This window comes from Microbacterium sp. KSW4-4, from assembly GCF_023091185.1.
GTDB lineage: Bacteria > Actinomycetota > Actinomycetes > Actinomycetales > Microbacteriaceae > Microbacterium > Microbacterium paraoxydans.
The window spans coordinates 324,806-351,779 of the sequence record NZ_JAHWXJ010000002.1 but is presented as its reverse complement, the minus strand read 5'-3'; the positions used below and the strand labels follow the sequence as shown (position 1 = coordinate 351,779).

At 70.3% G+C, this 26,974-nt stretch carries 26 protein-coding genes and 1 pseudogene; 13 read left to right on the top strand and 14 right to left on the bottom strand.

Annotated features, from left to right (window positions below; translation table 11 throughout):
- Nucleotides 1-169 precede the first annotated feature (169 nt).
- The 3 genes from KZC57_RS11295 to KZC57_RS11285 all read left to right on the top strand — a co-directional run bounded on the left by KZC57_RS11295 (nucleotide 170) and on the right by KZC57_RS11285 (nucleotide 1,981).
- A complete protein-coding gene (locus tag KZC57_RS11295; protein WP_247641789.1) occupies nucleotides 170-628 on the top strand; it encodes an MFS transporter in 459 nt (152 codons plus the stop codon).
- Nucleotides 625-1,116 carry an MFS transporter gene (locus KZC57_RS11290; protein WP_247641788.1) on the top strand — a complete coding sequence of 164 codons (492 nt, stop codon included), beginning with the start codon at nucleotides 625-627 and terminating at the stop codon, nucleotides 1,114-1,116. Before KZC57_RS11295 ends, KZC57_RS11290 begins: the two co-directional genes overlap by 4 nt.
- Nucleotides 1,117-1,228: 112 nt before the next feature.
- Nucleotides 1,229-1,981 (top strand): SDR family NAD(P)-dependent oxidoreductase, encoded by a 753-nt coding sequence (locus tag KZC57_RS11285; RefSeq protein WP_062633228.1) that lies wholly within the window; start codon nucleotides 1,229-1,231, stop codon nucleotides 1,979-1,981.
- Nucleotides 1,982-2,148: 167 nt separating this feature from the next.
- Here the strand turns inward: KZC57_RS11285 and KZC57_RS11280 are convergent, their stop codons facing one another.
- Both KZC57_RS11280 and KZC57_RS11275 read right to left on the bottom strand, forming a co-directional pair.
- Entirely contained in the window at nucleotides 2,149-2,475 is a 327-nt protein-coding gene (locus tag KZC57_RS11280; protein WP_060921944.1) for a hypothetical protein, read from the bottom strand.
- Nucleotides 2,476-2,544: 69 nt separating this feature from the next.
- Nucleotides 2,545-2,991, bottom strand: a complete 447-nt coding sequence (locus KZC57_RS11275) for a MarR family winged helix-turn-helix transcriptional regulator (protein WP_247641787.1) — start codon at nucleotides 2,989-2,991, stop codon at nucleotides 2,545-2,547.
- Nucleotides 2,992-3,120: 129 nt separating this feature from the next.
- Here KZC57_RS11275 and KZC57_RS11270 point away from each other — a divergent pair, with 129 nt between their 5' ends.
- Together KZC57_RS11270 and KZC57_RS11265 are read left to right on the top strand one after the other, a co-directional pair.
- Entirely contained in the window at nucleotides 3,121-3,357 is a 237-nt protein-coding gene (locus KZC57_RS11270) for a hypothetical protein (RefSeq protein WP_247641786.1), read from the top strand.
- Nucleotides 3,354-3,899, top strand: a complete 546-nt coding sequence (locus KZC57_RS11265) for a MarR family winged helix-turn-helix transcriptional regulator (protein WP_060921947.1) — start codon at nucleotides 3,354-3,356, stop codon at nucleotides 3,897-3,899. The genes KZC57_RS11270 and KZC57_RS11265 overlap by 4 nt, the downstream gene beginning before the upstream one ends.
- Here KZC57_RS11265 and KZC57_RS11260 read toward each other — a convergent pair.
- Nucleotides 3,896-5,119, bottom strand: a complete 1,224-nt coding sequence (locus KZC57_RS11260; RefSeq protein WP_247642182.1) for an MFS transporter — start codon at nucleotides 5,117-5,119, stop codon at nucleotides 3,896-3,898. The genes KZC57_RS11265 and KZC57_RS11260 overlap by 4 nt on opposite strands.
- Nucleotides 5,120-5,238: 119 nt before the next feature.
- Here KZC57_RS11260 and KZC57_RS11255 point away from each other — a divergent pair, with 119 nt between their 5' ends.
- Entirely contained in the window at nucleotides 5,239-6,822 is a 1,584-nt protein-coding gene (locus KZC57_RS11255) for an SDR family oxidoreductase (RefSeq protein ID WP_247641785.1), read from the top strand.
- A gap of 18 nt (nucleotides 6,823-6,840) precedes the next feature.
- On the opposite strand, the gene KZC57_RS11250 is transcribed toward KZC57_RS11255, so the two are convergent.
- The 8 genes from KZC57_RS11250 to KZC57_RS11215 all read right to left on the bottom strand — a co-directional run bounded on the left by KZC57_RS11250 (nucleotide 6,841) and on the right by KZC57_RS11215 (nucleotide 16,128).
- A complete protein-coding gene (locus KZC57_RS11250) occupies nucleotides 6,841-8,796 on the bottom strand; it encodes a BCCT family transporter (RefSeq protein ID WP_060921949.1) in 1,956 nt (651 codons plus the stop codon).
- 148 nt (nucleotides 8,797-8,944) lie between these two features.
- Nucleotides 8,945-10,678, bottom strand: coding sequence for an AarF/ABC1/UbiB kinase family protein (locus tag KZC57_RS11245; RefSeq protein WP_247641784.1), 1,734 nt, complete (start codon nucleotides 10,676-10,678; stop codon nucleotides 8,945-8,947).
- A 45-nt stretch (nucleotides 10,679-10,723) separates the two neighbouring features.
- Nucleotides 10,724-11,347 carry a PadR family transcriptional regulator gene (locus KZC57_RS11240; RefSeq protein WP_247641783.1) on the bottom strand — a complete coding sequence of 208 codons (624 nt, stop codon included), beginning with the start codon at nucleotides 11,345-11,347 and terminating at the stop codon, nucleotides 10,724-10,726.
- A gap of 71 nt (nucleotides 11,348-11,418) precedes the next feature.
- Nucleotides 11,419-12,330, bottom strand: coding sequence for an ROK family protein (locus KZC57_RS11235; protein WP_247641782.1), 912 nt, complete (start codon nucleotides 12,328-12,330; stop codon nucleotides 11,419-11,421).
- Entirely contained in the window at nucleotides 12,327-13,010 is a 684-nt protein-coding gene (locus KZC57_RS11230; protein WP_060921951.1) for an N-acetylmannosamine-6-phosphate 2-epimerase, read from the bottom strand. Before KZC57_RS11230 ends, KZC57_RS11235 begins: the two co-directional genes overlap by 4 nt.
- The gene (locus tag KZC57_RS11225; protein WP_025104068.1) at nucleotides 13,007-13,873 is read right to left on the bottom strand and encodes a carbohydrate ABC transporter permease; all 867 of its coding nucleotides are present in this window, start codon (nucleotides 13,871-13,873) and stop codon (nucleotides 13,007-13,009) included. The genes KZC57_RS11230 and KZC57_RS11225 overlap by 4 nt, the downstream gene beginning before the upstream one ends.
- Complete coding sequence (locus KZC57_RS11220) at nucleotides 13,860-14,828, bottom strand: carbohydrate ABC transporter permease (protein ID WP_082750030.1); 969 nt, start codon at nucleotides 14,826-14,828, stop codon at nucleotides 13,860-13,862. Before KZC57_RS11220 ends, KZC57_RS11225 begins: the two co-directional genes overlap by 14 nt.
- A 10-nt stretch (nucleotides 14,829-14,838) precedes the next feature.
- Nucleotides 14,839-16,128 carry an ABC transporter substrate-binding protein gene (locus KZC57_RS11215; RefSeq protein ID WP_060921952.1) on the bottom strand — a complete coding sequence of 430 codons (1,290 nt, stop codon included), beginning with the start codon at nucleotides 16,126-16,128 and terminating at the stop codon, nucleotides 14,839-14,841.
- A 128-nt stretch (nucleotides 16,129-16,256) separates the two neighbouring features.
- Between KZC57_RS11215 and KZC57_RS11210 the strand changes: the two genes are divergently transcribed.
- The 3 genes from KZC57_RS11210 (at nucleotide 16,257) to KZC57_RS11200 (ending at nucleotide 20,245) form a co-directional block, all read left to right on the top strand.
- Nucleotides 16,257-16,973, top strand: a complete 717-nt coding sequence (locus KZC57_RS11210; protein ID WP_247641781.1) for a GntR family transcriptional regulator — start codon at nucleotides 16,257-16,259, stop codon at nucleotides 16,971-16,973.
- A 40-nt stretch (nucleotides 16,974-17,013) separates the two neighbouring features.
- Nucleotides 17,014-18,516, top strand: coding sequence for a DUF4127 family protein (locus KZC57_RS11205; protein ID WP_167627846.1), 1,503 nt, complete (start codon nucleotides 17,014-17,016; stop codon nucleotides 18,514-18,516).
- A gap of 127 nt (nucleotides 18,517-18,643) precedes the next feature.
- Entirely contained in the window at nucleotides 18,644-20,245 is a 1,602-nt protein-coding gene (locus tag KZC57_RS11200) for a glycosyltransferase (protein WP_247641780.1), read from the top strand.
- An 85-nt stretch (nucleotides 20,246-20,330) separates the two neighbouring features.
- Here the strand turns inward: KZC57_RS11200 and KZC57_RS16430 are convergent, their stop codons facing one another.
- The 3 genes and pseudogenes from KZC57_RS16430 to KZC57_RS11190 all read right to left on the bottom strand — a co-directional run bounded on the left by KZC57_RS16430 (nucleotide 20,331) and on the right by KZC57_RS11190 (nucleotide 21,674).
- Nucleotides 20,331-20,585: an HNH endonuclease gene (locus tag KZC57_RS16430; protein ID WP_281732507.1), complete on the bottom strand. Its 255-nt coding sequence runs from the start codon at nucleotides 20,583-20,585 to the stop codon at nucleotides 20,331-20,333.
- 24 nt (nucleotides 20,586-20,609) lie between these two features.
- Nucleotides 20,610-21,440 (bottom strand): annotated as a pseudogene (locus tag KZC57_RS11195) (DUF222 domain-containing protein); the annotation flags it as partial.
- Nucleotides 21,441-21,455: 15 nt separating this feature from the next.
- Complete coding sequence (locus KZC57_RS11190) at nucleotides 21,456-21,674, bottom strand: hypothetical protein (RefSeq protein WP_247641778.1); 219 nt, start codon at nucleotides 21,672-21,674, stop codon at nucleotides 21,456-21,458.
- A 265-nt stretch (nucleotides 21,675-21,939) separates the two neighbouring features.
- On the opposite strand from KZC57_RS11190, the gene KZC57_RS11185 reads away from it, so the two are divergent.
- Genes KZC57_RS11185 through KZC57_RS11170 form a run of 4 tightly spaced genes read left to right on the top strand, consistent with a single transcriptional unit; the run spans nucleotide 21,940 to nucleotide 26,954 of the window.
- On the top strand, nucleotides 21,940-23,019 hold the full coding sequence (locus tag KZC57_RS11185) for an extracellular solute-binding protein (protein ID WP_060921318.1): 1,080 nt from the start codon (nucleotides 21,940-21,942) through the stop codon (nucleotides 23,017-23,019).
- Nucleotides 23,020-23,054: 35 nt separating this feature from the next.
- On the top strand, nucleotides 23,055-24,074 hold the full coding sequence (locus tag KZC57_RS11180) for an ABC transporter ATP-binding protein (protein WP_247641777.1): 1,020 nt from the start codon (nucleotides 23,055-23,057) through the stop codon (nucleotides 24,072-24,074).
- A gap of 1 nt (nucleotide 24,075) precedes the next feature.
- Nucleotides 24,076-25,935, top strand: a complete 1,860-nt coding sequence (locus tag KZC57_RS11175) for an iron ABC transporter permease (protein WP_308194420.1) — start codon at nucleotides 24,076-24,078, stop codon at nucleotides 25,933-25,935.
- Nucleotides 25,932-26,954: a LacI family DNA-binding transcriptional regulator gene (locus KZC57_RS11170; RefSeq protein WP_247641776.1), complete on the top strand. Its 1,023-nt coding sequence runs from the start codon at nucleotides 25,932-25,934 to the stop codon at nucleotides 26,952-26,954. Before KZC57_RS11175 ends, KZC57_RS11170 begins: the two co-directional genes overlap by 4 nt.
- Nucleotides 26,955-26,974 lie beyond the last annotated feature (20 nt).

The window sequence follows — 26,974 nt, the reverse complement described above, 5'->3', positions numbered from 1 at the left end:
TGATCAACTGCCTCGCAACGCGAGCGAATTCTTGGGCCCACTGTGCCAAGAGTTCATCGACCGTGGCCGCCCGCGAGAAGGGCCCCGTCGACCCCGTGTCACCCAACAGGACGAGGCCCGCTCGGCTCCGGTGGGCGGATCCTCTTGGACCGACTCGAGAAGGCAGAGCATGAACACAGTGCGGCGCGCCGGAAGGTCGTTCTTCGGCCTCCCCGGAACCTTCTTCGTGTTCCTGAGCACGATCGCCGTGTCGAACCTCGGCGACGCCTTCCGGGTCATGTCGTTGAATCTCTGGTTCTACGAGGAGACGCCGGACAAGGAGCTCACTCGCGTTCTTCTCCTGTTGGCAGGAGTCGTCCCCGGGATGCTCTTCGCTCCGATCGCCGGAGCGATCGCCGATCGCTTCGACCTTCGGAAGACGTTCATCGCCACCATGCTCATCCGCGGCGCTCTCAGCGTGGCGCTCGCTGTCGTCGCATGGTTGGTTGCTCCAGGCGCGCTCGCCTATGTGCTCGTCTTCAGCGCAGCGACGGCGAGCGTCTTCTTCGCCTCGTCGGCGTTCGTCTTCGTGCCCCGCCTGGTTCGGCGCGGAATGATCCCCGCGCGAACAGCATCATCCAGGCGGTGAGCTGGGCCCTCGCCTCCGTCGGTCCGGCGTTGGCGGCGCTTGCCTTCGCCGCCTACGGCCCGTCGGTCGCCTTCCTCCTGGACGCGGTGTCTTTCCTCATCTCGGCCGCGCTCCTGCAGGTCCTGATCCGCCCCGAGCCCAGGAGTGGAGATGAGACGCCTCTCCGCGTCAGCATCCGCAGCGGCCTGGTGGAAGCCGCCAACTCGATCCGCGGCATTCCCGAAGCTGTAGGCATCTTGGCGCGCAACCGACTCGCGCCCGGCATGCTGGTCGCTTCCTACGGCGTGACGTTCACTGCGGGCGTCAACTCCTTCGGTCTCATCTTCCTGCTCGACGACGAACTCGGCCTCCCCGTCGAGACCCTCGGAATCGTGCTGTCGTGGAACGGACTGATCGCGGTCGTCGCTGCTTTGCTCGTAGGGATCTTCGTGAAGTCGGATGAGTCGACACCGGGGCAGACGGTCCCCACAGCGCAGCCAGCCCGCTGACCATTTCCATTCACTTGAATCCACACCGGTATTCCGGGCGTAGGCTGGAGGGAAGGACGGACCGTCCGAGAAGATCTCCCGGCACCGCGCCCGCCCGGGAAGGAGCCCGAAAGTGGCTCAGTACGACGTCTCGAACCGCTCGGCGATCGTGACAGGAGCGGGCAGCGGCATCGGCCGCGCGGTCGCCCTGCTGCTGGCGCAGAACGGCGCGGCGGTGGTGGTGAACGACCTGAACGCGGAGCACGCGAACGCGGTCGTCGAGGAGATCCGCGCCGCTGGCGGCACCGCGGAGGCGTCGGTCGGCGACGCGACGGACCCGGCCTGGATCGCCTCGTCGGTCGAGCTCGCCAACTCGCTCGCCCCGCTCCGCATCGGCGTCAACAACGCCGGCATCGGCGGCGCGACGGCGCCCACCGCGGACTACGAGGAAGACGCGTGGGACAAGGTGATCGCGATCAACCTCAACGCCGTATTCCGCAACATGAAGGCGCAGATCCCGTCGATCCTCGCCAACGGCGGCGGCTCGGTCGTGAACATCGCCTCGATCCTCGGCAGCGTCGGCTTCGCGGGCTCCCCCGCCTACGTCACCGCCAAGCACGGCGTCGTCGGCATGACGAAGACCGCCGCTCTCGAGTACTCGGCGCAGGGCGTCCGCGTGAACTCGGTCGGCCCCGGCTTCATCGACACCCCGCTCCTGGCGAACATGGGCGACGAGGCGAAGGACTTCCTCGTGTCGAAGCACCCGATCGGGCGTCTCGGCCAGGCGGAGGAGGTCGCGAACCTCGTGGTGTTCCTCGCGAGCGACGCCGCGAGCTTCATCACCGGCAGCTACCACCTGGTCGACGGCGGCTACACCGCCCTCTGACGAAGAAACGGCATCCGGCTGCCGGGAACCCGAATCCCGGCGGCCGGATGCCGCGGTCGGCGATCGAGAGCCCCCGCTCCGTTCTCGCCGTAGCCGTCACCGCCCGGGATCCGAGAGCCCTTGAAGAGGATCCCGAGGCGGTGAGGCAGGTCTGCACCCCTCCGTTATCAGGCGGACATCGCGTGCAGTTCGCGCGATACCGCATCGAGCGCGAGCTCGGGGTCGGTGAGGTCGAGTCCGCCGGTCGAGCCCGCGGCCTGCATGAGACGGGCCAGCAGCGGTCGCTGCAGGGTGACCGACGTCTCGACGACGAAGCGGATCGGGATGGACGCGTGGATCCACAGCGTCTCGGTGCGGTCGGCGCCGGTCTGCACCGTGAGCGCGAAAGGCTCGTTGCGCCGCAGCTTGGTGACGGTGGCGGCGCGAAGGTGGGCGAGCAGCTCGTCGTCGATCTCGATCGGCTCGGCGAGGTTCGCGTAGGTGAGGGTTCCCATGTTCTTCTCCTCGTGGCAGAAAACCTGGACGAGGATAGTTTACTAGTTTAACTAGTTAAATCAAATCGATCAGGGAAGATCGCCGAGCTCATCGGTCAGGCGGCGCAGGAAGCGGGAGATCACGGCCGCCTCCTCCGCCGTGAACTCGCCCTCGACGGCGGCCACGCGCTGCGCCAGCTCGTCACCCTGGCCGTGCAGATCTCGCAGGGACGGGCGGAGGACTTTGGACCGCGCATCCAGGGGGTGCGGCGCGACGACGATCTGTCCCCGCTCCGACATCCGCCGGACGACGCTCGTGACGGCGGCCGTGCTGATGCCGAGGTAGGTGGCGAGGTCGCGGGGAGTGACGGGCTTCTCGACGGGAGCGGTGCTGATGAAGTGCATCGCGGCACGGTCGGTATCGTTGGGTTCGCGCCGAGCCGCGAGACGGCGGTTCAACTGCGCGTCGGCGCGACGGAAGTCGTCGACATCGCGCGCGAGCGCTGAGGTCGAGACGTCGGTGCTCGCGTTCCCCATTCAGAGATCCTCCTTCCCCGCTCTCCATGGTACCTCGACAGCCTGACAGTAAGGCTGACTAGCGATATTCGCAGGCGACCAGGGACTTCCAGAGGTGCGATGATGGAAACCTGCCCCCGAAAGGATGCCATGCCCGAGCGACTGAGTCTCGAGGAGGCGTCGTACATCCGTTACGCCGATCTGCTCGCACGCCTGGAGGACCTCTTCCCCTCCGTCTCGCGACGCCGGATCGAGCAGATCATCGGCGCCGAGACCGACGCGATCACGGGCGGGCTCCTGCGCATCGTCCCGGCAGAGGTCGAGACCGGCGCGATGGAGATGCTCGAGCGGGAGGCCGGTTCCAGCGACGAAGGAGAGGTCGCGTGACCGACAGCACCGGCGAGTTCCACGCCTCCGGGTACTGGTACCCCGACAGCGAGCGCGCCACCACGGTCGACGTGCTCAACATGCTGCGGCGGTACCGCAGCGCCGAGACGGCGATGCGCGCCCGCACGCGCGCGTCCATGGGGATGAACGAGACAGACCTCGTCGCCCTCCGGTTCCTGCTACGCGAGCAGAAGGCCGGGCGCATCGTGCGGCCCATCGATCTGGCGCGCATGCTCGACATCTCCACCGCGTCGACGACGACGCTCATCGACCGGCTGGAGAAGGGCGGGCACGCCCGCCGCGAACCGCACCCGACCGACCGCCGCGCCGGCATCGTCGTGCCCACGGTGAGCAGCGACGACGAGGTGCGCGCGACGCTGGGTGCGATGCACCGGCGCATGCTGTCCCTCGTGGACGACCTCTCCGACGAGGAGCGCGTCGTCGTCATGCGGTTCCTCGTGGGGATGACCGCCGCGATCCAGGAGGCCGCGGACGCCGACGCCGCGCACGGCGGCGCCGATCTCGTGGAGGAGCCGGCCTAGTCCGACCCGTTCCGCGGGCGCCGGGCGTCCAGGACGCCCGCGAGCAGCACCGCCACGAGCGCCGCGACAGGCGCGACCACGAGCCCCGCGCGGAGACTCTGCGTCTCCGCCAGCCACCCGACGAACGGCGGCGACAGCAGGAAGCCGAGCCGCAGCAGCCAGGACACCACGGTGAGCCCGACCCCGGGCCGCAGCCCCGGGAGCTCGTCGGCGGCGTGCATCGCGGCGGGGATGAGGGTGGCGATGCCGAAGCCGACGGCCGCGAACCCGAGGATCGTGCCGGGCACGCTCGGGAAGAGCAGCGCGAGCGTCATCCCGACGGCGGCGATGAGGCCACCGACCCGCGCCACCCAGCGCTGCCCGAAGCGATCGGTCATCGGATCGCCGAGCAGACGCCCGACGAACTGCGCGCCGACGAGGGCGATGAATCCGAGCGGTGCGACCGCGGCCGCCGCTCCCAGGGAGTCACCGAGGTAGAGGGTGGCCCACGAGTTGCCCGCGTCTTCGGCGATGGCTCCGGCCATCGCGATGAGGGTCAGGGCGATCACGGCCAGCACCGTCCGCGCCGGAACCCCGCGACGGACCGCGGAGGCGATCTCCTCGGGTTCCGCCACCGCATCCTCGTCGGCCTCGTCGTCGCGGCCGGGCAGGCAGAAGCGGAGGGCGACGAGGGCGACCGTCGCGAACACCGCGGTCGAGATCCCCAGGTGGACGGCGAGCGGGAGCTGCAGGGCGATCGCGCCCGCGGCCATCACTCCGCCGAGCACCGCGCCGATGGACCAGATGGCGTGGAAGGAGTTGATGATCGAGCGCCCGTACCGCCGCTGCACGCGCAGGCCGTGGGCGTTCTGCGCGACATCGGTGATGGCATCGGAGGCGCCGCCGACGAAGAGGGCGATCGCGAAGAGGACGCCGGTCGGGGAGAGCGCCGCCGACAGCAGGCCGAGGCTCGTGAGGACGGTGCCGATGACGGCGACGCGCGCCGACCCGAAGCGACGGATCAGCGTCGCTGCCAGGAGTCCGGCCGCGATCGCCCCGGCAGGGAAGGCGGCGAGCGCGAGACCGTAGCCGAGGTTGTCGAGGCCGAGGGCGGCCTTGATCTCCGGGTACCGCGGCAGGATGTTCGCGAACAGGGCGCCGTTCGTGAGGAACAGCGCCGAGACGGCGACGCGCGCGCGGCGGGTGGCGCGGTCCGCGGGCGCTCGTCGAATCGATTCGATTGAGGTCACGGATACGACCGTACCCTGTCGCCGGGGGTGCTCGCGACGTCACCCGGAGGCGCCGATGCTGCGGGCGCAAGCCCGTACCGCATGTCGGCCCCGGGATCTACGCTCGGAGCATGAGCGAGCTCACCCAGCCCACCGGTCGCGAGGACGCCCTGCGGGCGGTCCCCCGCGACGACGGCTCCGCACCCCGCGCCCTCGCGCTCGGTGCCACCGGCTACATCGGCGGCCGCCTGACCCCGCGCCTGCTGAACGCCGGCTACCGGGTCCGGGTCCTCGCCCGCGACGCCGTCCGCGCCGCCTCCTTCGGCTGGGGCGAGGAGTGCGAGATCTTCGAGGGGTCCGCCGACGACGAGCACGCCGTCGCCTCCGCGATGGACGACGTCGACGTCGTGTACTACCTCATCCACTCCATGTCGGCCGGGAAGGAGTTCGAGGAGAGCGACGAGCGCGCGGCGACCACCGTCGCCACGGCGGCCGCCCGGGCCGGGGTGCGGCGGATCGTCTACCTCGGCGGCCTGCACCCGGACGACGTGAAGCTCTCCCCGCACCTGCGCTCCCGGGTCCGCGTCGGCGAGATCTTCCTGGAGTCCGGGGTGCCCACCCTCGTCCTGCAGGCGGGCGTGGTGATCGGCTCCGGTTCGGCGTCCTTCGAGATGATCCGGCACCTCACCGACGTGCTGCCGTACATGCCGGCGCCGAAGTGGGTGCGCAACCGCATCCAGCCCATCGCCGTGCGCGACGTGCTGCACTACCTGCTCGGGGCGGCACGGGTCGACGACCAGGTGAACCGCGCGGTCGACATCGGCGGACCGGATGTGCTGCGCTACGGCCAGATGATGAACGGGTACGCGGTGGAGGCCGGGCTGCGGCAGCGCGCCATCGCGGCCCTTCCGGTGCTGACCCCGGAACTCGCCTCGCACTGGGTGAACCTCGTCACGCCGGTGCCGCGCTCCATCGCCCGGCCGCTCGTCGCGTCGCTGCAGAACGAGTGCATCATGAAGGACCACGCCGTCGACGCACTCATCCCGCGCCCCGAGGGCGGGCTCACGCCGTATCGCCGGTCCGTGGCGCTGGCCCTCGGCCGGGTGGACGCGGACGCCGTGGAGACGAGCTGGCAGGACGCCGAGGTGACCGGAGCCCCGAGCGACCCGCTGCCGAGCGACCCGGACTGGGCCGGACGCACCGTCTTCACGGACAAGCGCTCCGTCGCGACCCGCGCGTCCGTCGCGGAGCTGTGGCGCGTCATCCTCGGGATCGGCGGAGAGAACGGGTGGTACTCGTCGCCGCTGCTCTGGGCGGTCCGGGGACTCATGGACCGCGTGGTGGGCGGTGTGGGGCTCCGCCGCGGACGCCGCAGCCGCACCGCCGCCCGAGTCGGGGATGCGATCGACTTCTGGCGCGTCGAGGCGGTCGAGCAGACCGAGGAGGGGCATCTGCTGCGCCTCCGCGCCGAGATGAAGGTGCCGGGCGAGGCGTGGCTCGAACTGCGCGCGGTGCCCGACGGCGACGGCGCCCGCTACGAGCAGCGCGCCGTGTTCTTCCCCCGCGGGCTCCTCGGCCGGCTGTACTGGCTCGCCGTGCTGCCCTTCCACGGGCTCATCTTCTCCGGCATGGCCGCACGGATCACCGCGGCTGCCGAGACAGGCGACCACGCCGGTTCAGGCGTCCTGCGTGAGGACGTGCCTGACCCGGCGTGAGCGCCTGAGCTCCCGCGTTCAGTCCTTGTCGGCAGGGGCGTCCATCGCCGCATCGACGGCGGCGTCCACCTCGGCCGGCGGGATGATGTCGATCGCCTCGGTCGCGGCCTCGTACACCTCGGCGAGGGTGTCGTCGACGGTGTCCTCGTCGATCCAGGCGAGGTCGTCCTCCGAGTGGTCGTACTCGACGGGCACGAGCGCGAAGTCGTCGCCGTACTCCTCGAGCCCGGCCATGACGCTGTGGCGGACGGCGGCCCGGGCATACCGGTCGCGCAGGATCAGGGGATCCCGCCGCAGATCCTTCATGAACGCGATCATCATGAACGCCATGATGATCGCGAACGGCAGCGCCGCGATGATCGTCGCGTTCTGCAGGGACTGCAGGCCGCTCCCCTCGGCGCCGCTGACGAGCAGCACCGCCGCGATCACCCCGACGAGCACACCCCAGACGACGGCGACCCAGCGCGACGGCTCCGGGCGGCCCTGCTGGGACAGCGTGCCCATGACGAGCGAGGCGGAGTCGGCGCCCGTGATGAAGAAGATCGCGATGAGGATGATCAGGATGATGCTGGTGACGAGCGGGAACGGCAGGTTCTCCAGCACCCCGAACAGCACCTCCTCCGGCGGGTCGACGACGAGACCCGCGCCGTCCATCTGCTGCTGGATGGCCGTGGTGCCGAAGATCGCGAACCACACGAGCGAGATCGCGGAGGGCACCACGATGACGACCGACACGAACTGACGGAGCGTGCGGCCGCGCGAGATCTTCGCGATGAACATCCCAACGAAGGGCGACCACGAGATCCACCACGCCCAGTAGAAGATCGTCCAGCTCGACAGGAAGGCCTGCGCGGCTTCACCCTGCGAGGCGGAGCGGCCGATCATGGTGGGCAGGTCGCCGAGGAACTGGACCGCGACCGACGGGATGACGTTGAGGATCAGCAGCGTCGGGCCGACGAAGAACACGAAGAACGCCAGCAGGATGGCGACCACGGCGTTGATGTTCGACAGCGCGCGGATGCCCTTGGAGACACCGGAGACGGCGGACGCGATGAAGCAGGCCGTGAGCACCGCGATGACCGCGATGAGGATGCCGTTGCCGAGGGGTCCGGCTCCGCTCACGATCTCGACGCCGTGCCCGATCTGCAGCGCCCCGAGACCGAGGGAGGCGGCCGTGCCGAACAGCGTCACGATGATGGAGAAGATGTCGATCGTGCGGCCGACCGGGCCCGTGGTGCGGTTCTCGCCCAGCAGTGGGGCGAAGATCGAGGAGATCAGCGGCGTGCGGCCGCGGCGGTAGGCGCCGTACGCGATGGCTCCGCCGACGAGTGCGTAGAACGCCCAGGCCTGCGGACCCCAGTGGTACAGCACCTGGGTCTGCGCGGTGTGCATGGCCTCGAGGGTGTTCGCCTCGACGGTGCCCGGCGGGGGGTTCTCGAAGAACGTCAGCGGCTCGGCCGCGCCCCAGAACACCAGGCCAATGCCCATGCCCGCCGCGAAGAGCATGGAGATCCACGAGAACATCGAGAACTCGGGCTCCTCGTCGTCGCGGCCGAGCGGGATGCGCCCGTACTTGCTGAAGCCGACGAACAGCATGAACACGAGGATGATCGTGGCGATGGTCGTGAAGAAGAAGCCGAAGTACTCCACGACCCAGGCGAGGACCGTGCTCGTGGTGCCGGCGAGGTTGTCGCCCGCGAACACGCCCCACGCGATGAAGGCGAGGGCGAACGCGGCGGCGACGCCGAAGACGAGCGGGTCGGTGCGGTAGGTGCGCCCCGTCTCCTCGACCGAGACACCGGGCACGAGCGCCGGGTGCACGCTGCGCGGCGGGACCGTCGTGATGTCACGGACGATCTTGCGCGCGGTCTCGGAGGCCTTCGCGGCTTGGCGGTGCGTCCCGGTCACGACGGCGTCAGTGCGCGGACGGGTCGATCCTGCGGAGCGTTCGGTGGGCTTCTCAGGCGTGTCCATGAGAGACCATCTTTCCACCTGCGGGGCCTCAGGCGGACGGGGGAGATCAGGCGCTCCTGGTTGGGAGCGCCTGATTCCGCGCGTTCGCCTGTTCTGGCGGGGCCGTCGGGCGGGGTTCAGGCGGGGTTCGGGCGGGGTTCGGCGGGAGTCAGCGGGGGCGGCGGCGGCCCAGGACGAGGGCGCCGAGGAGCGGCAGCACCGAGACCCACAGCAGGGTGATACCCAATGGCGGGAGCGGACCGACGAGCAGCGCCCCGCCGACGAGCATCGCGGCGAACAGCACACCGGAGGCGATCCGCCGTGCGATGCCCTCCAGCCGGTCGAGGCGGCGCTCCAGACGCGAGGTGTCGAAGGAGACGTTTCCGTCGTCGATGCGGGTGATGATGTCGTCGATGCGCTTCGGGAGCCGCCAGGTCGTGGCCGCGTTCGCCATGGCCTGCTCCGCCATGTCCTGCATGAGGTTTCCGGACTCGTCGCGGAGGAGCCGCGCGGCGTACGGCTCGGCCGCGTCCCACACGTTGAATGCCGGGTTCAGGCCGCTGCACATGCCGGACGTGAGGGACACGGCCCGGATGAGGAGCAGCATGTCCTCGGGGAGCTGCAGCGGAAGCCGCCGCACCATGTCGCCGAACTCCTCGGCGAAGTCGGTGAACTCCCGCGGGTCCACCCGGCTCAGCTCCGCGAACCCCATGCCGCCGAAGCGCGCGAAGAGGGCGGTCAGCGCTCGCTCCAGCTCCCCCGTGTCGGCCGTGGGGAGCAGCACGCCGATCTCCTTCGCGGCACGGACGAGGCCGCGACTGTCCCGCGCTGTCACCGCGATGAGGAGGGTCCGCAGCCCCTGGCGGAGGTTGTCGGAGACCTCGGCCATCATGCCGAAGTCGATGAACGTGAGCCGGAAGCCGCCCTGGGCCCCTGAGCCCCCTTGGGTCCCTGAGCCCTCTTGGGTCCCTGAGCCCGTCGAAGGGACGGGCGTGACGAAGATGTTGCCGGGGTGCGGGTCGGCGTGCACGAACCGGTGCGTGAATACCTGGTCGAACATGACCTCAGCGAAGGCATCGGCGACCGCGGAGGGGTCGATGCCCGCCGCCCGGAGCGCCGCGGTGTCGTTGATCTTGATCGCGGTCACGTCGGACAGCGTCAGGACCCGGCGGGTCGTGCGCTCCCAGACGATCTCGGGGGCGGCGACGCGCGGGTCGTCGGCGAAGTTCTCGCGGAACCGCTCGGCGCTGCGGGCTTCGTGGAGGTAGTCGATCTCCTCGAGGCTCGTGACGGCGAACTCATCCACGAGGGCGGGGGCGTCCACGCGGTCGGCGACGATCCGGACCCGGGTCAGCCACCGCGCGACCCGGCGGAGGGCAGCGAGGTCGACGGCGACGATCTCGTCGATGCCCGGGCGCTGCACCTTGACCACGACCTCGTCGAGCCCGGTGTCCTCCGCATCGAGCGCCGACAGCCGCGCCCGGTGCACCTGGCCGAGGGACGCGGCCGCGACCGGGGTGTCGTCGAACCAGGTGTACACCCGCTCGAGCGGCATGCCCAGCTCGGCCTCCGCGAGCGCCCGGATCTGCGGGGTGGGCACGGCGGGAACCTCGTCCTGCAGCCCCTCCAGCTCGGCCGTGATCTCGGGCGGGAGCACATCGAGGCGCGAGGACATGAACTGCCCGACCTTGATCATGAGCCCACCGAGTTCGACCGCGAGCGTGTGGAACCGCCGCGCGAACCGCTGCATGCGGCGGGCGCGCGTGCGCTCCGCGACGGACGACAGCCCGAACCGCGGAAGCACGAGCTCGAACCACCAGATCTTCAGGAACTCACGGCTCGCGAACGACAGGATGCGGCGGTACCGGGCTCGGTGAGGACCCTGTGCCGCCGCTGCCGTCATCGCGTCATCCTTCCGCCGTTCCGCGCCGGACGCCGCACGACGCGGTCAGTCCTGGGCGAGGATCGTGTACAGCCTACGGCGGGCCTCGTCGAGCACCTCGATGGCCTGCTGCACCTGCTCCGGGGAGCCGCTGCGCCCGACCTGCGCGGCCGCGGCGGCGAGATCGACTCCCGCCTTGGGCAGAGCGCTGTACCGGGCGTCACGGCTGCGGTCCTTGTCGGAGGACGGCACCCACGGCGGGGTCTCGGTGCTCTCCGCGGCGACGGCCCGGCCGGCCTCGGTGAGGGCGTAGGTCTTGCGGCCGTTCTGCTCCTCGGCCTCGATCAGGCCCTCGTCGGCGAGGAGCTGAAGCGTCGGGTAGACGGAGCCGGCACTGGGCTTCCAGGTGCCGCCGCTGCGCTCGGCGATCTCGTTGATGATCTGGTAGCCGTGCATCGGTCGCTCGGTGAGGAGCGAGAGCACGGCGGCGCGCACGTCGCCGCGGGCCATGCGCGACCCGCCGGAGGGACGCGACTCGAACGACTTGCGGAGCTGGTCCATCGCCTCGAACAGCGCTCCGGCCGGACCCTGCGAGCCCCCGAAGAGGTTGCCGAGCCCGCCGGCGAAGTCGCCGCCGTTGCTGCCGTTGCCGCTGCCGCCGAACGGGGTGGAGGGGAATGCGTTGTTCATGATGACCTCCCAGTCGTGAACGATACTCAACGATATATCGTTAACGCTGAATGTGGGGTGGGAATCCGGACTCAGACCCGTGCCAGCACCGCAGCCCCGGTGACGGTCGCATCGACCCCGAGCTCCGCGGATCGCACCCGGGCCGTCGACGGGCCCGGCATCGCCGCCTCGCGGTAGGCGCGGGCGACCCCGGCGAGATACCGCTCCCCGATGGCCGCCACGCCGCCGCCGACGGCGACGACCTCCACGTCCAAAAGCGCCTGCGCCCCGGCCAGCGCGCGCCCGAGGAACGCCGCCCCCTCCGCGATCACCTCTTCGGCGACCGGCTCCCCGGCACGAGCGGCCGCGTCCACGTCCCGCAGCGTGCGCGCCGTGCCGGTGCGCTCGAGGTACGTCTGCTCCAACGCCGGACCGGAGGCCACGGCCTCGACGTGCCCGACCCCTCCGCAGCCGCATCGACGACCGGCCAGTCCTGGCGGCAGGGCGAGCTCGGTGTGCCCGACCGATCCCGCCGTGCCGGTCACACCCGCGCGGAGACCGTCCGGGAGGACGACGGCTCCCCCGATGCCGGTGCCGACCGTGACCATCAGCAGACCACGCGCTCCCCGACCCGCCCCTGCCGTGGCCTCCGCGACCGCCGCCGCGTGCACGTCGTTGACGACGACCACCGGGGCATCGAGGGCTCGGATGAGCGCCGCACGCAGCGGGAAGCCCGCCCAGCCGCTGATCGCATCGGTGGCGGAGGTGATGCCGCCGTCCTGATCCACCACGCCCGCAGTGCCCACGCCGACCGCCGCGAGCTGCTTCCCGCCGCGGATCACATCGATCGCATCGACGACCGCCCGCACGATGGCCTCGCCACCCTCCCGAGCCGGCGTCGGCAGGGTGTGCACGGCGGTGGCGCGACGGCGCGCCCCGCCCGGCTCCGCACGGAACCCGGCGACGGCGATCTTCGTCCCGCCGATGTCGACCCCGACGATCACACGCGCTCCCGGGCGGCCGGCGTCGCGGCGACGAACCGACGCGTGAGGGCGATCGGATCGGTGATCGCTCCGCCGACGACGACTGCAAAGGCCCCGGCGTCAAAGGCCGCCCGCACCTGCGCAGGGGTCTGGTAGCGACCCTCGGCGATGGTCGGGATCCCCGCGGCGACGAGCGCGGCCACAAGGTCGAGGTCAGGGTCGTCCTGACGCGGCGAGTGCGGGGTGTAGCCGGACAGCGTCGTGCCGACGACCGCCGCCCCCGCCGCCCAGGCCCGCTCGCCCTCCGCGACCGTCGACACGTCGGCCATCACCGGTCGCCCCGTCGCCGCGGCGATCTCCCCGATGAGCCGGAAGTCCGTGCCGAACTGCTCCGTCGTGGCGTCCACCGCGATGATGTCGGCCCCGGCCTCCGCCAGCCCCGCGGCGAGCGCGCGTTCCGGGGTGATGACGTTGCGGACGCCGTTCCAGACCTTGTGGAGCCCGATGATCGGCGCATCGGTCACCGGTCGCACCCGACGGATGTCCTCCGGCCCGTTGAGCCGCAAGCCGCTCGCACCGCCGAGCAGCGCCGACTCGGCGAGCGCGCCGATGACGTGGGTGTCTCTCGCGGGGGCTCCCGCGGAGGCCTGGACCGAGGCGACGAGCCGGCCGCGGAGGAGGGCGAGGGATTCATGGGTCACTTGAGGGCTCCTGCACTGGCACCGCCGATGAAGAACTTCTGGCCGAGGAGGAAGATCGCCACGGCCGGGAGGGTGAACATCACGCACGCGGCCATGAGCGGCCCCCAGGCCACGTCGTTCTCCCCGAAGAAGGCGTACAGACCGATGGACAGCGTGTACGTCGACTGGTCGTTGAGGTAGATGAGGGGATTGAGGAAGTCGGTCCACGCCCAGACGAACTGGAAGATCGCGGCGGTCACGATGGCCGGGCGCGCCAGCGGGAGCACGATCGTCGCGTAAGTGCGGAACTCGGAGGCACCGTCCAGGCGGGCGGCCTCGATGAGCTCGTCCGGCACCGCGAGGAGGAACTGCCGGATCATGAAGATGAAGAACGGCGTGCCCAGGAACGCGGGGACGATGAGCGGGAGGTAGGTGTTCGTCGCCTCCAGCCCGTTCCACACGAGGAACAGCGGGATCAGCGTGACCTGCGGCGGCAGCATCATCGTGGCGAGCACGAGGATCAGGAGCGGTCGGGCGCCGCGCCACTTCACCTTCGCCAGCGCGTAGGCGACGAGGGGGCAGGAGATGACCGTGCCGAGGATGCTCATGCCCGAGACGAAGAGCGTGTTGGCGAGGTAGCGCCACACCGGGATCTGCGCGAACGCCTCGGCGAAGTTGGCCGTCGTCCACTCGGCGGGCAGCAGGGTGGGCGGGGAGGAGAAGACGTCGCCTGGTGTCTTGAACGCGGTCGACAGCATCACCAGCAGCGGGAACAGGAACAGCAGCGCGAGCAGCGTCACCGCGATCTGCTGCCGGACGCGGCGGAGCGTGCGCCGGGTGCGGCGGGGCCGGCGCACCGGTGCGGAGATGTCAGCGTGCACCATCGTGGACCCACTTCCTCGAGGTCGCGAGCACGATGAGGCTCACGGCGAGCGTGATGATGAACAGAGTCCACGCCATGGCGGAGGCGTAGCCCATCTTCAGGAACACGAAGGCGTTCTGGTACAGGTACATCGCGTAGGAGAGCATCGACTGCCCCGGCCCCGAGCCCGCCTGGTTGAGGCGCTCCTGCGACAGGATGTAGGGCTGCGTGAAGATCTGCAGGAACCCGATGATGCTCACGATCACCTGGAACAGGGTGACCGGGGAGACCGTGGGCCAGGTGACGTTCGTGAAGCGGCGCCACGCCCCCGCGCCGTCGAGCTCGGCCGCCTCGTACAGCTCCTTCGGCACCTCCTGCAGGGCGGCGAGGTAGATGATCATGGTGCCGCCGACGGTCCACAACGACATGAGGATGATGGCGGGCTTTGTCCACTCCGGCTGCTGCAGCCAGGCCGGCCCCTCGATGCCGAACCACGACAGGAAGTAGTTGATGAAGCCGTATTGGGCGTTCAGCAGCCAGCGCCACAGGTAGCCGCCGACGACGACCGGCACGATCGACGGGAGATACACGAGCGCGCGATAGAGCGGCTGGCCCCGCACGGGCGTGTTCAGCAGGTGCGCGCCGGCGAGCGCGATGCCGATCGCGAGCGGCACGCCGAAGACGGTGAGCACGGCTGTGTTGGCGAGCGACTTCCAGAAGACCCCGTCGGCGAACATCTGGGTGTAGTTGTCCAGCCCCACCCACTCCGGCGCCTGGAACAGGTTGAAGTCGGTGAAGCTGTAGTACGCCGACGCTGCGATCGGATAGGCGAACAGAAACAGGAAGCCGACGATGAACGGCGACGCGAAAGCCAGGCCGATCAGCGTGGTCCGGCGGCTGCGGCGCCGCCGGACGGGAGCGCCGGGTCCGGCAGGAGCGTTCTCCTGCCGGACCCGGGGTGCTGTTGCCGTGGTCACGAGAACCGACTCACTTCGAGGCGTAGGAGGCCATGCGCTCCTCGACGGTCGCGATCGCCTCCTCCGGGGTGGCGGTCAGTCGCACGACCTCGTCGAACGCGGTCGCGAGGTCGGTCGCATACTCGGCGCTGTACGGACGGCTCGCCAGGGACTTCGCGTTCGGGGAGGACGCGGCCTCCGCCCAGACGCCGAAGTCCTGCAGCTCGTCGAACGCGGCGCTGCCCGCGAGGGAGGAGCGGCCGGGGAGGTTGCCGAGGGCGACGGCGAACTTCTCCATGGGTTCGTCGCTCACGAGGTAGGCGAGGAAGGTGGCCGCCTCCTCCTTGTGCTTCGAGTTCGCGGGGATGAAGAGGGTGCTCGCGGTGACCTGCGTGCTGTTCTCCAGGTCGGGCGAGGCGGCAGGGATCGCGGTCACGCCCCACTCGAACTCGGGGGCGATCTTGGCGGCGCTGGCCGACCGCCACTCGCCGTCGATGATCATGGCGACCTGGCCGCTGAAGAACGGGTCCTGCGCGGAGAGGTACTCGCCCTGTCCGGACACGAACGTGGCCATGGCGTCGGCACCGACCGGCTCGATCACGTTGTCCTGATACCACTGCAGGGCCTCGATGTTCCCGTCTTCCGCGGGGGTCGGGCCGTCTTCGCCGTCCCAGCTCCCGCCGAACGCGTAGCCGAGGGTCGTGAGGGTGGTGCTGTCGTTCGCCGAGCCGAGTCCGAGCTGCGTGATCTTGCCCGACGCGTCCTTCTTGGTGAGCTTCGGGATGGCGGCGGCGAGCTCGTCCATCGTGGTCGGCGGGGTGACCCCGGCCTCCTCCAGAAGCTGCGGGTTGTAGAGGAGCTGGAAGCTGTGGATGGCGATCGGCAGCGAGTAGATCTTGCCGTCGTAGGTCATCTGCTCCATGGCGCTGGGGACGAAGTCGTCGACATCGATGTCCTCGGCGGCGATCGCCTCGTCGAGCGGTGCGAGGATGCCCTTCGAAGCCCAGGCGCCGACGGTGTTGCCGAAGTTGTCGGAGATGTCGAAGGAGCCGTTCGACGACGACATCGACGTGAGCTGCTTCTGGGTGTCGGGGCTGGAGACGCCCTTGACGACGATGTCGTCCTGACTGGCGTTGAAGTCGGCGATGATCGCCTCCAGCGCCTTCGCCTCCTCCCCTCCCCACAGGTACGAGAACGTGATCTCGGTGGGGCCGTCCGCATCACCGCCGCCGCCGGCGCAGCCGCTCAGGGCGACGATCGTCGCCGTGCCTACCGCCCCGGCGACCAGGACGCGTCGGCGCATGTTGTGCTTCACGTGCATGGGGATTCTCCGCTCATCGTTGACCGTGCAAAGGATTGGAATAGACCAATTAAGAACCGCTGAGAGGAGACATTGACACAATCCCGGGTGATCGTCAAGATTGGGTTAGTCCAAACGAGGGGGAAACCATGGCGGCGGTCGAGGGCGTCACGAAGCACGAACGCGTGCGGCGGCATCTGGAGAAGGTCATCGACCAGGGGCTCGCACCCCACGAGAAGCTGCCCACGGAGCGCGAGCTCGCGGAGTCGCTCGAGGTGAACCGGCAGACGGTGCGTCGCGCCCTCGACGAGCTCGAACGGGACGGCCTGGTGTACCGGCTGCAGGGGGCGGGCACCTTCGTGAGCGCCTCGCGGATCAGCAAGGCGTTCGAGCTGACGTCGTTCTCGGAAGACATGCTCGCCCGGAACATGAGGCCCGGCTCCCTCTCCGTCGACGTCGGCACCGCGGCGGCCGGGCAGACCGCCGGATACGCCCTGAACCTCAGCCCGCAGTCCCCCGTCGTGCGGATCCGCCGCGTCCGGACCGCCGACGACATCCCGATCTGCCTGGAGGTGTGCTCGATCGCGGCCGACACCGTGCCGGGTCTGGAGGACGGCATCGTGGGCGACTCGCTCTACGACGACCTGCGCACCCGGTTCGGCATCACCGCCGTGCGCGCCGACCAGGAGATCCACGCGGTCGTCCTCGACGAGGAGCAGGCGGCCGCGCTGCAGACGCCGCCGTTCTCCCCCGCCTTCCTCGTGAAGCGCACGACCTACGACGCCCGCAGCCGCCCGATCGAGTACGCCGAGTCGGTGTACCGCGGCGACCGCTACTCGTATCTCGTCTCCATCGCCCGCCCCTGATCCCCGATCTGCGACCCTCTTCACCGACGAAAGGCTCCTCGTGTCCGACCCGATCCTCCGCCCCCGCATCGCGCTGCTGCCCCTCGACGACCGCCCGGTGAACGTGAAGCTCCCGGGAGACGTCGCGGCCGTCGCCGGGGTGACCCTCGACGTCCCGCCCGCCGCGATCCTCCCCTCCTACCGGACCGCGGGCGATGCCGACGGGTTGGGCGCCTGGCTGCGCCAGCGTGCCGCAGACCCGGCGACCGTGCACCTGGTGGTGTCGGTGGACATGCTGCTCTACGGGGGACTCATCGCGAGCCGCACGAGTCACGACACCACCCGCGACGTGCTGGCGCGCCTGGACGTGCTGCGCGAGGTGCGGCGGATGCGGCCCGACCTGCCGATCTCGGCGGTGTCGCTGGTGACCCGGGCGAGCAACTCCTACTCCGCGGCCGAGGAGCCGACCTACTGGACGGAGCACGGCAAGGAGATCCACGCGCTCGGCGGCGACGCGCACCGGCTGCTCGGCGAGACCGAGGTGCTGCCGCTCGACGAACTGACCCCGGTGCCGGCCGATGTGGTCTCCGACTACTCGTCTCGGCGGCTGCGCAACCACATCATGAACCTCTCCACGCTCGGCCTCGTGGAGGACGAGACCCTCGACTTCCTGGCGATCACCGCCGACGACACCGCTCCGTTCGCGGCGGGCAGCGCGGAGCAGGTCTGGCTCCGGCACTGGATGCGGATGCTGCCGTCGGGCCGGCGCGTGCTGATGTACCCGGGGGCCGACGAGGTCGGGGCCGCGCTCGTCGCCCGGGCCCTCGCGGCGAACGCCGGGGTGACCGCCTCGTTCTCGGTGGTCTGCGCGGACGCCGCCGGCATGGAGCGCATCCCGCCCTACGAGAACATGTCGCTCGCGGCGTCGGCGAGCCGGCAGATCCGCGCAGCCGGCGCCGAGGAGGTCGCCGCAGGAGGCGATGTCACCCTCGTGCTGCACGCCCCGGACCCCGACCGGCACGACATGTTCCGCGGGCGGCCGGAGGTCGTCGACGCCGAGGCCGTCGCGGGGACGGTCGCACTCGTGCGGGAGCGTCTGGACGCCGGGCAGCACGTGGCCCTGGCCGACGTGCGCTACCCGAACGGCGCGGACGAGGCGCTCGTACGCGCGCTGGCCGAGGCCGGACTGCTCGGGCGCCTGGAGGCCTTCGGCGGGTGGAACACCGCCGGGAACACGCTCGGCAGTGTCGTCGCAGTGGCCGCCGCCGCAGTGGTGGGCAGGGCCGCCGGCTCCTTCGACGAGCGCGCCGCGCGGATCGCCCTGCTCACGCGGCTGCTCGACGATTTCGCCTACCAGGCCGTGGTGCGCACCGATGCGGGCCCGTCGCTCTTCCCCGACATCTACCCGATGACCGAGGATTCGCAGGTCGCGACGGCCGAGCGCGTCATCCGTGCGGAGCTGACGGCCCTCCTGGAGTCGATGCTGCCCGCCGATGACGTGCGAATCGTGGAGCTGACCCTCCCCTGGCGGCGCTCGTTCGAGATCGGTCTCACCCTGCACTGATCCTCCGCGGCGTCGGCATACACCCGAGACCGCCGCGAGCCTGGCGCGCTCCACAGGAAGGGATGGTTGGCTGGAACCTCCGGCGGGGGAGATTCGGGCCGGCCATGATCACAGGGGGATGACGTCCATGAGCAGTGCGACCGGGGACGAGGCGGCCGGGGGCCGCGTGCGGGTGAGCGTGGTGGTACCGGTGTTCCGGCCGAAGGCGTCGTTCGACGACCTCATCGCGTCTCTCGACGCCCAGACGCTGGATCGGGAGGCGTTCGAGGTCCTGCTCTGCGACGACGGCTCCGGGGAGGAGACGGCCGCGCGGCTCGAGAGCATCGCGAAGGGTCGCCCCCACGTGCGCGTGCTTTCGCTGCCGCACTCCGGGTGGCCGGGCACTCCGCGCAACCGCGGCGTCGAAGTGGCCAGGGGCACGTACGTGCAGTTCGTCGATCAGGACGACTGGCTCTACCCGCGCGCACTGGAGCGGCTGTGCGATTACGCGGACGAGAACGGCTCCGATGTCGTGGTCGGCAAGGAGGTGGGCATCGGACGCAAGCTGCCCGCCAAGATCTTCCAGCGCGACATCCCGAACGCCGTGCTCGGGGAAGACCCGATCCTGGAGATGCTGACGCCGCACAAGATGTTCCGGACGGCGTTCCTGCGGGAGAACGGCATCCGCTTCCCTGACGGGAAGGTGCGACTCGAGGACCATCTCTTCGTGATGCAGGCGTACTTCGCCGCCGACACGATCTCGGTCCTCGCGAGCGAGCCCTGCTACGCGTGGGTGAAGGAGCCGGGGAGCGCGAGCTCGTCCCGGATCGAACCGGAGTCGTACTTCCCGCATCTGGAGACCGTGCTCGACGTGGTCGAGGCGAACACCGAACCGGGGAAGGTGCGGGATCGACTGCTGCGGCACTGGTTCCGCGGCAAGATCCTCAACCGGATCGCCGGGCGACGGATGGTGAAGTACCCGGCGGAGTATCGCGACCGTCTGCTAGACGTGGTGGTGCCGCTCGCGCAGCGCCGCTTCGGACCCGGCGTGGACGCGGGGCTGTCGTTCCCGCAGCGCATCCGGGCCGCTCTGCTGCGCGCCGATCGCCGCGACGACCTGCTCGCCTTCGCTGCCTTCGAGGCGGACACGACCTGCACCGCCACCGTGACGGCGGCACGCTGGTCGCGCGGCGGCCTGCAGCTCACCGTGCGCGTCCGTCTGCTCCGGGACGGCGAGGAAGCGTTCGTGTTCGAGACCGTCGGTTCCGCCGACCGACTGGTGTCCCTGCCGCTGTCGACGACCGAGGATCTCCCCTCCGGGCTTCTCAACGCCCGCAAGGAACGTCGCGCGGACCGGGTCGACCTGGTCGCGCGCGATACGCCGACGCACGGCCGACCTGCGGAGTCGACGGCCGGCTCGGAGCGCAAGATCGGCGGCCGGCGCCCGAAGCGTCTCGACGCGGTGCCGATCGCCCTGGACCCGATGAAGGTGTTCCGTGAGGACGGCGCTCGCGAAGCCGACCTCACCGTCGCCGTGCGCTACGCCGGCTGGATGTTCACCGCTCCGCTGACAGCGGCTCCCGACGTGACGGCACACCTCGGCAGGTCGCCGCTTCTCGCGGGCCGTCGGGTCGAACTCGTGCGTAACGAGGACGGCAGCCTCCGGCTGCGCCGTGAGTGGCCGGGCGGCGCCTGGCGCGACGCCCTCGCGCGTGCCGCCCGCCGCGTCCGCTCCCGACTTCGCCGCTGACAGCGCGATCCGGCATTCAGGCGCGCCGGCCACCAGGAGCCCGTGCGCGCCATCGCGACACCGTGCGCGAACAGCCGCTATCCACTCAGGCCGCGACATCGAAGCGTGCCCGTCCGCCCAGCCGCGGCGTGCGCTCCGGGTCGACCCACCGCGGCGGAAGGAACCACGGCCGGCCGCTCACACCGGCGCCCTCGATGACGATCTCCCACCCGTTGTCGTGGATGCGGTGGTGACAGGTCTCGCAGAGCAGGATCCCGTTCGAGAGATCGGTCGGACCTCGGTCGCGCTGCCACCAGCGGAGGTGATGAGCCTTCGTCATCCCCGGCGGGAGCCCGCACATGGCGCACCCGCCATCCCGCTCGGCGAGCGCCAGGCGTTGGGCTCGTGTGAAGAGGCGCTTCTCGCGACCCCAGTCGAGCACTTCGCTCGCCCCGCCGAGGACGCAGGGGATGACGCCGCCGCTGGCAGCCATCCGCCGCGCGGCGCCGATGTCGATCACCTGGTCGAGGCCGTCGATCGTCGCCGACCCGGCTCCCGCCTGCAGATCGTCCAGCGATACCCGGACGATCACCGTCGCCCCCGCGAGCGGCACCCGATCACCCTCGCACCCGAGCACGTGCCCGCAGAAGAGGGCCAGCGCATCGGCCTGGATCATCGCGACCGAGCGCCGGTCGGCGTCCGGCGACTCGGCGTCAGGGGCGTCGAGGCGGGCGGCGAACACGGCGGACACGTGCCCGCGGATCGCAGTGACGACCGGTGCCGCGGTCTCGGCATCGAGCTGCGCGTGCAGGTGCACCATGCCGTCCCGTTCGAAGATGCGCAGTCCGCGCCGAGCGCGCTGCTCCTCCGCCCGCGGCGCCACGCCATCGGGGTCGAGCCACGCTTCGGCGCGGAGGACGAGCTTGCGCACCGCATCGAGCTTGAGCCCTTCGGCTGTGGCGACCAGCACGCGCTCCGCCTCGGCGATGCGCTCCACCCCGGCGGCCACGCGACAGCGATCCAGCAGCGCGACGAGGAGACCAGCCGCCGGCGCTCCGAGCGCACCCGACGCGAGCGCTTCCCGGAGGAGCGGGTACCGCGCGGGCAGCGGCGCACCGAGCAGATCGCTCCGCGGGGCCGTCGCCTCTCCCACCTTCACCAGACGCTGTGCCTCCCCCGTCGAGATACCCGTCACCGCGGCGATGAGCTTCGCTGCCGTCCGGTAGCCGCGTTACTTCGCCAGGCTGTCGGCGCCGAGCTCGGCGCGCGACTCCCGGGCGATGCCGGCGGCCACGTCGACGTGCAGTGCATCGAGCCGGCGCTGCAGGAGTCCGACCGCGTCGGCGACGTCGACGAGCTGCGCGCGGGAGAGCTCAGGCGCATCGCCCGCAGAGCCCCACGCCTCGTCGAGACGCTCCATCGCCTCGCGCAACCCGGACATTTTCGACATGCTTCATTTTATCTCTGAAGCGCCCGACTTTCGAAGATTTGTTCTAACGGATGCCGGCATTCCACACCGGTTGACAGGGAGCTTCGCCCCCCATTCGGGGCCGTCCGCCGCCCGTTCACCTCATCGCATCCTGGCGTTCACGCAACGGACCTATCTTGAGTGCGGACGCGCGACCGCGCTCACGAAACCAGACAATCTTTGTGCCTTCACCACAAGAACCGGTAGTGTCGCATCGACACACCTCGAAGGCGAGAAAGGGACGAACATGGCCGACAGGCAGCAGAGGCGCTGGGCGCTCATCGGATTGACGGCCGCGGCGGCGATCGCGCTCACCGGATGCACGGCGGGCGGCGACGGAGACGCGGACGGCGGCGGCAGCGACAGCGGCTCCGGGGACACCCTCATCGTCTACACGAACTCGAACAGCGACGGCCGCGGTGAGTGGATCACCGAGAAGGCGGCCGACGCGGGCATCGACATCGAGATCGTGGGCCTTGGCGGCGCCGACCTGACGAACCGCATCATCGCGGAGAAGAACAACCCCGTCGGCGACGTGGTCTTCGGCCTGAACAACATGTTCTTCGAGCAGCTCAAGACGGAAGAGGCCATCACGGCCTACGAGCCGAGCTGGAGCGGCGAGGTGCCCGCGGACGCCGGCGACCCGAAGGACGGCGCGTTCTGGCCGCTCGTGGAGCAGGCGATCGTCACGGTCTACGACGAGAACCGCATCAGCGACGCGCCCACCGACCCCGACGACCTGTACACCGACGAGGAGTACGCCGGCCGCTACGAGGTCAACCCCGCGCTCGGCCAGGCCACCCCGCAGCTCGTGCTCGCCAGCATGCTCACCCGTCACCTCGACGAGGACGGCGACCTCGGCGTGAGCGACGAGGGCTGGGACCTGGTGAAGTCGTACTACGCCAACGGCTCCCCCGCCGTGGAGGGCACCGACCTCTACGCCCGCATCACCCGCGACGAGGTGGACTACGGCGTGCTGCCGTCGAGCGGCATCTCCGCCCGCGACGAGGAGTACGGCACCAGCACCGGCATGATCGTGCCCGAGTACGGCGTCCCCTACGTGACCGAGCAGATCGCGCAGATCAACGGCACGGACAACGAGGACAAGGCGCAGGAGTTCATCGACTGGTTCGGCAGCGCCGAGGTGCAGGGCGAGTTCGCCGCGGAGTTCAACGCCATGCCGGTGAACGAGGGCGCGGTCGAGAAGGCCAACCCCGAGGTCGTCGAGCTCATGGGCACGCTCGACCGTCAGGACATCGACTTCGGCTTCGTGAGCGAGAACCTCGGCGCCTGGGTCGAGAAGGTCACGCTCGAGTACATCGGCTGACCCGCGCAGTCCCGCACCGGCAGAGAGAGAAGACGATGATCCGTTTCGACGACGTCGAGGTCGTGTTCGGCGACCACCGTGCGGTCTCGCACCTCGATCTGGAGATCCAGGAGGGTGAGTTCTTCACCCTCCTGGGTCCGTCCGGATGCGGCAAGACCACCGCCCTGCGCACGCTCGCGGGGTTCATCCAGCCGACCGGCGGGCGCATCCACATCGCCGGTCGTGACGTGACCCGCGTGCCCAGCGAGAAGCGCGGCGTGGGGATGGTGTTCCAGAACTACGCGCTGTTCCCGAGCATGAATGTGCGGGAGAACATCGCGTTCGGCCTCTCGGTGCAGAAGGTGTCGAAGGCCGAGCAGCGGCGGCGCGTGGACGAGGTCGCCGACCGCACCGGACTCGCCGCGTCGCAGCTCGAGAAGAACGTGGCGGAGCTGTCCGGCGGCCAGCAGCAGCGCGTCGCCATCGCCCGGGCGCTCGCGCTCACCCCCAGCATCCTGCTGCTCGACGAGCCGTTGTCGAACCTCGACGCCAAGCTCCGCGTGCAGCTGCGCGAACAGCTCAAGGAGCTGCAGCACGAGGTCGGCGTGACCACCGTGTACGTCACCCACGACCAGGAGGAGGCGCTCACCCTCAGCGACCGCATCGCCGTGCTCGACGCCGGGACGCTGCAGCAGGTGGGCACCCCGGAGGAGATCTACGACCGCAGCGCCACGCCGTTCGTCTGCCGGTTCATCGGCGAGAACAACCGCCTCAGCCCCGCGCAGGTCATCGCGATCGGCGCCGGCCTCGACGCCACGGCCGAGAGCTACGTGCGGCCGGAGAAGCTGCACCTCGTGTCGCCGTCCGACGCCACCGCCGGCGGCACGGCGTCGCTCGACGGCACCGTCGCGGAGCGCACGTACCACGGCAGCCACAGCGTCTACACGGTCTCGGCGGCTGACGGGACGCTCCGGGTGAGCGTGCCGGCCGCGGCGAGCGCGCACCGCTGGGACGTCGGCGATGCCGTGCGCATCGACGTCGACCCGCGGTGGATCCTGCAGTACCCGGCGGCGTGACATGAGCGCTCCGCAGAACGACTCCCGCCCGGTGCCGCCGCCGTCCGCGGCCATGACCGACGCCCCCGGCGCGCTGACGACCGAGGCCGCCGAGGCGGGCACCGCGACGAAGCCCCGCCTCCGCCGGGGACGGCCCGGCAGCGTGCGCGCGATGCTCCGCTCGCCGCTGGCCTGGGTGACCGGCATCGTCGTGGTCTGGTTCGCCGCCGCCTTCCTCGTGCTGCCGAACGCCGAGCTGCTCGCCGCGACATTCTTCCCGGACGGCCAGTTCAGCATCCGCGCCGTCGAGAAGCTGCTCGGCAGCGAGCGCGCGCTGAAGACACTCGGCAACAGCTTCCTCCTCGCGATCACGCTGTCCGTCACGGTCAACGTCGTCGGGGTGTTCATCGTGCTGGTGACGCAGTACTTCCAGGTGCGCGGCGCCAAGCTCCTCTGGCTCGGCTACGCCACCACCCTGATCTACGGCGGCATCGTGCTCGCCGCCGGCTACAACTTCATCTACGGGAAATTCGGCTTCATCACGAACCTGATGGTGAACATCTGGCCGGACATGAACCGGGACTGGTTCTCCGGCTACTTCGCGGTCGTGCTCGTGATGACGTTCGCGACGACGACGAACCACATGCTGTTCCTGTCCTCGTCGCTCGGCAAGGTGGACTACGCGTCGATCGAGGCGGCGAAGCTCATGGGCGCCTCGACCTGGACGATCCTGCGCCGCATCGTGCTGCCGGTCATGAAGCCGATGCTCTTCGCGGTCACCGTGCTGACGTTCCTCATCGGCCTCGGCGCGCTGACCGCGCCGCTCGTGCTCGGCGGGCCGGACTTCCAGACCGTGGCGCCCCTCATCATCGACCTGTCGCGGAGCCCGATCACCCGCGACATCGCGGCGCTGCTGGCGATCGTGCTCGGCGTCGCGACGATCATCCTGCTCGCGATCATGAACCGCGCCGAGAAGTCCGGTGTGTACTTCTCGGTGGCGAAGGTGGCGACGCCGATCCAGAAGCAGCGGATCCGCAATCCGTTCGCGAACGCCGTCGTGCACGTGGTCGCCTACCTGCTCTGGGTGATCTATCTCATCCCGGTCGTCCTCATCGTGATCTTCTCGTTCGTGGACGCGCGGAGCATCCTCGCCGGATCCCTCACGCTCGACAGCTTCACGCTCGACAACTACATCACCGTGTTCTCCAGCGCGGCGGCCCTCCGGCCGTTCGTCGTGAGCGTCGTCTACAGCGCCCTCGCCGCGGTCATCGTGGTGGGCGGGCTGCTGTTCGTCGCGCGGATGATGCAGAAGCACCGCAACCTGCTCACCACGGCCATCGAGTACGTGCTGCACATCCCGTGGATCCTGCCGATCGTGCTGATCGCGCTGGCCTTCGTGATGGCGTTCGACGCGCCGCAGCCGCTCGTGGGCAACATCGTGCTCACGGGGACGCCGGTCCTGCTGCTCGTCGCGTACATCTGCGTGAAGATCCCGTTCACGCTGCGGCTGCTCAAGGCCGGGTTCGCGTCCGTGCCGGACTCCCTGGAAGACGCCTCGCGCATCCTCGGAGCCCGCTCGCTGACCACGTTCCGGCGCGTGCTCATCCCCCTCGTGCTGCCGACCGCGGCCGCGATCACGGCGCTGAACTTCAACAGCCTGCTCGACGACTACGACGCCGCGATCTTCCTCTACCACCCGCTCTACAAGCCGCTCGGCGTCGCGATCCAGGAGAGCACGCGCGGGGAGAACAACCTCGACGCGATGCCCATCACGTTCGTCTACACCGTGCTGCTCATGATCATCATGGGTGTCACCATGTATCTCGTGTATGGACGAGGTTCGCGCGCCGGAGCGCCCCGCCGACGGAAGCAGCGCGCATGAGCGGGGCGGAGGCCGGGACGCCCGCCCTGCGGGTCACGATCAGCGACGTCGCCGCGGCGGCCGGGGTGTCCCGCGCGACGGCGACCAGGGCCTTGAAGGGCGAGGGCCGGTTCGCGCCGGAGACGCAGGAACGCATCCTGGAGGCGGCCGAGCGACTCGGGTACGTGCGCAACACGATGGCCGCCGAGCTCGCCGCCGGACGCACCGGCACCGTCGGCCTCATGCTGCGCGACGCGAGCAACCCCGCGTACGGTCTCCTCTTCTCCCGGCTGCAGGAGGAGGCGCATCAGCGCGGCCTCGACCTCGTGACCGTCACGATCGGCGCCGACGAGCAGGGCGCCAAGCAGGTGAATGCGCTGCACCGGCTGCTCGGCATGCGGGTCGCGGGACTCATCGTCGCCACCGGCGGCATCTCCGCGGCGCAGCTCGAGCCCTTCGCCGACCAGGTGCCGATCCTGCGCGCCGGGCGCGTGGAGTCGGCGGGCCGCATCCACACCGCCCACTACGACGACGAGGGTCACGGACGTCTGCTCGCGGAGCATATCGTCGCGCTCGGCCACCGGACCGTCGTCGTGCTCGCCGGAAGCCCCGAGGCGTCGTACCCGGAGCACCTCCGCGCGCTCGCGATGCAGGAAGTGCTGACCGCGGCGGGCGTCGCCGTGACGATGATCTCCGCCGGCGCGCGTCCCGACGACGGCGTCGACGAGGCCCTCGCCGCCGTGCGCGCAGGGGCGACCGCCGTCATGTGCGCCTCGGACTACCGGCAGCTCGCCGTCATGCGCGCCGCCCGCGCGGCCGGGCTCCGCGTGCCGGAGGACGTGAGCGTGACCGGGTGCGACGGCATCCTGCCCGGCGCCGATCTGCTCGGGCTCACCACACTGCGGATCCCCGTGGAGGCGGTGGCCGCGGCCGCCGTCGAGACCATGCAGCAGCTGCTCACTGCGGACGAGCCGGAGACGCTCGTGCGCCGCTCGTTCACGGGAACGCTCGTCCCCGGATCCACGGCCGCCGCCGTCTGACATCTGCCCCGACCTGCCTC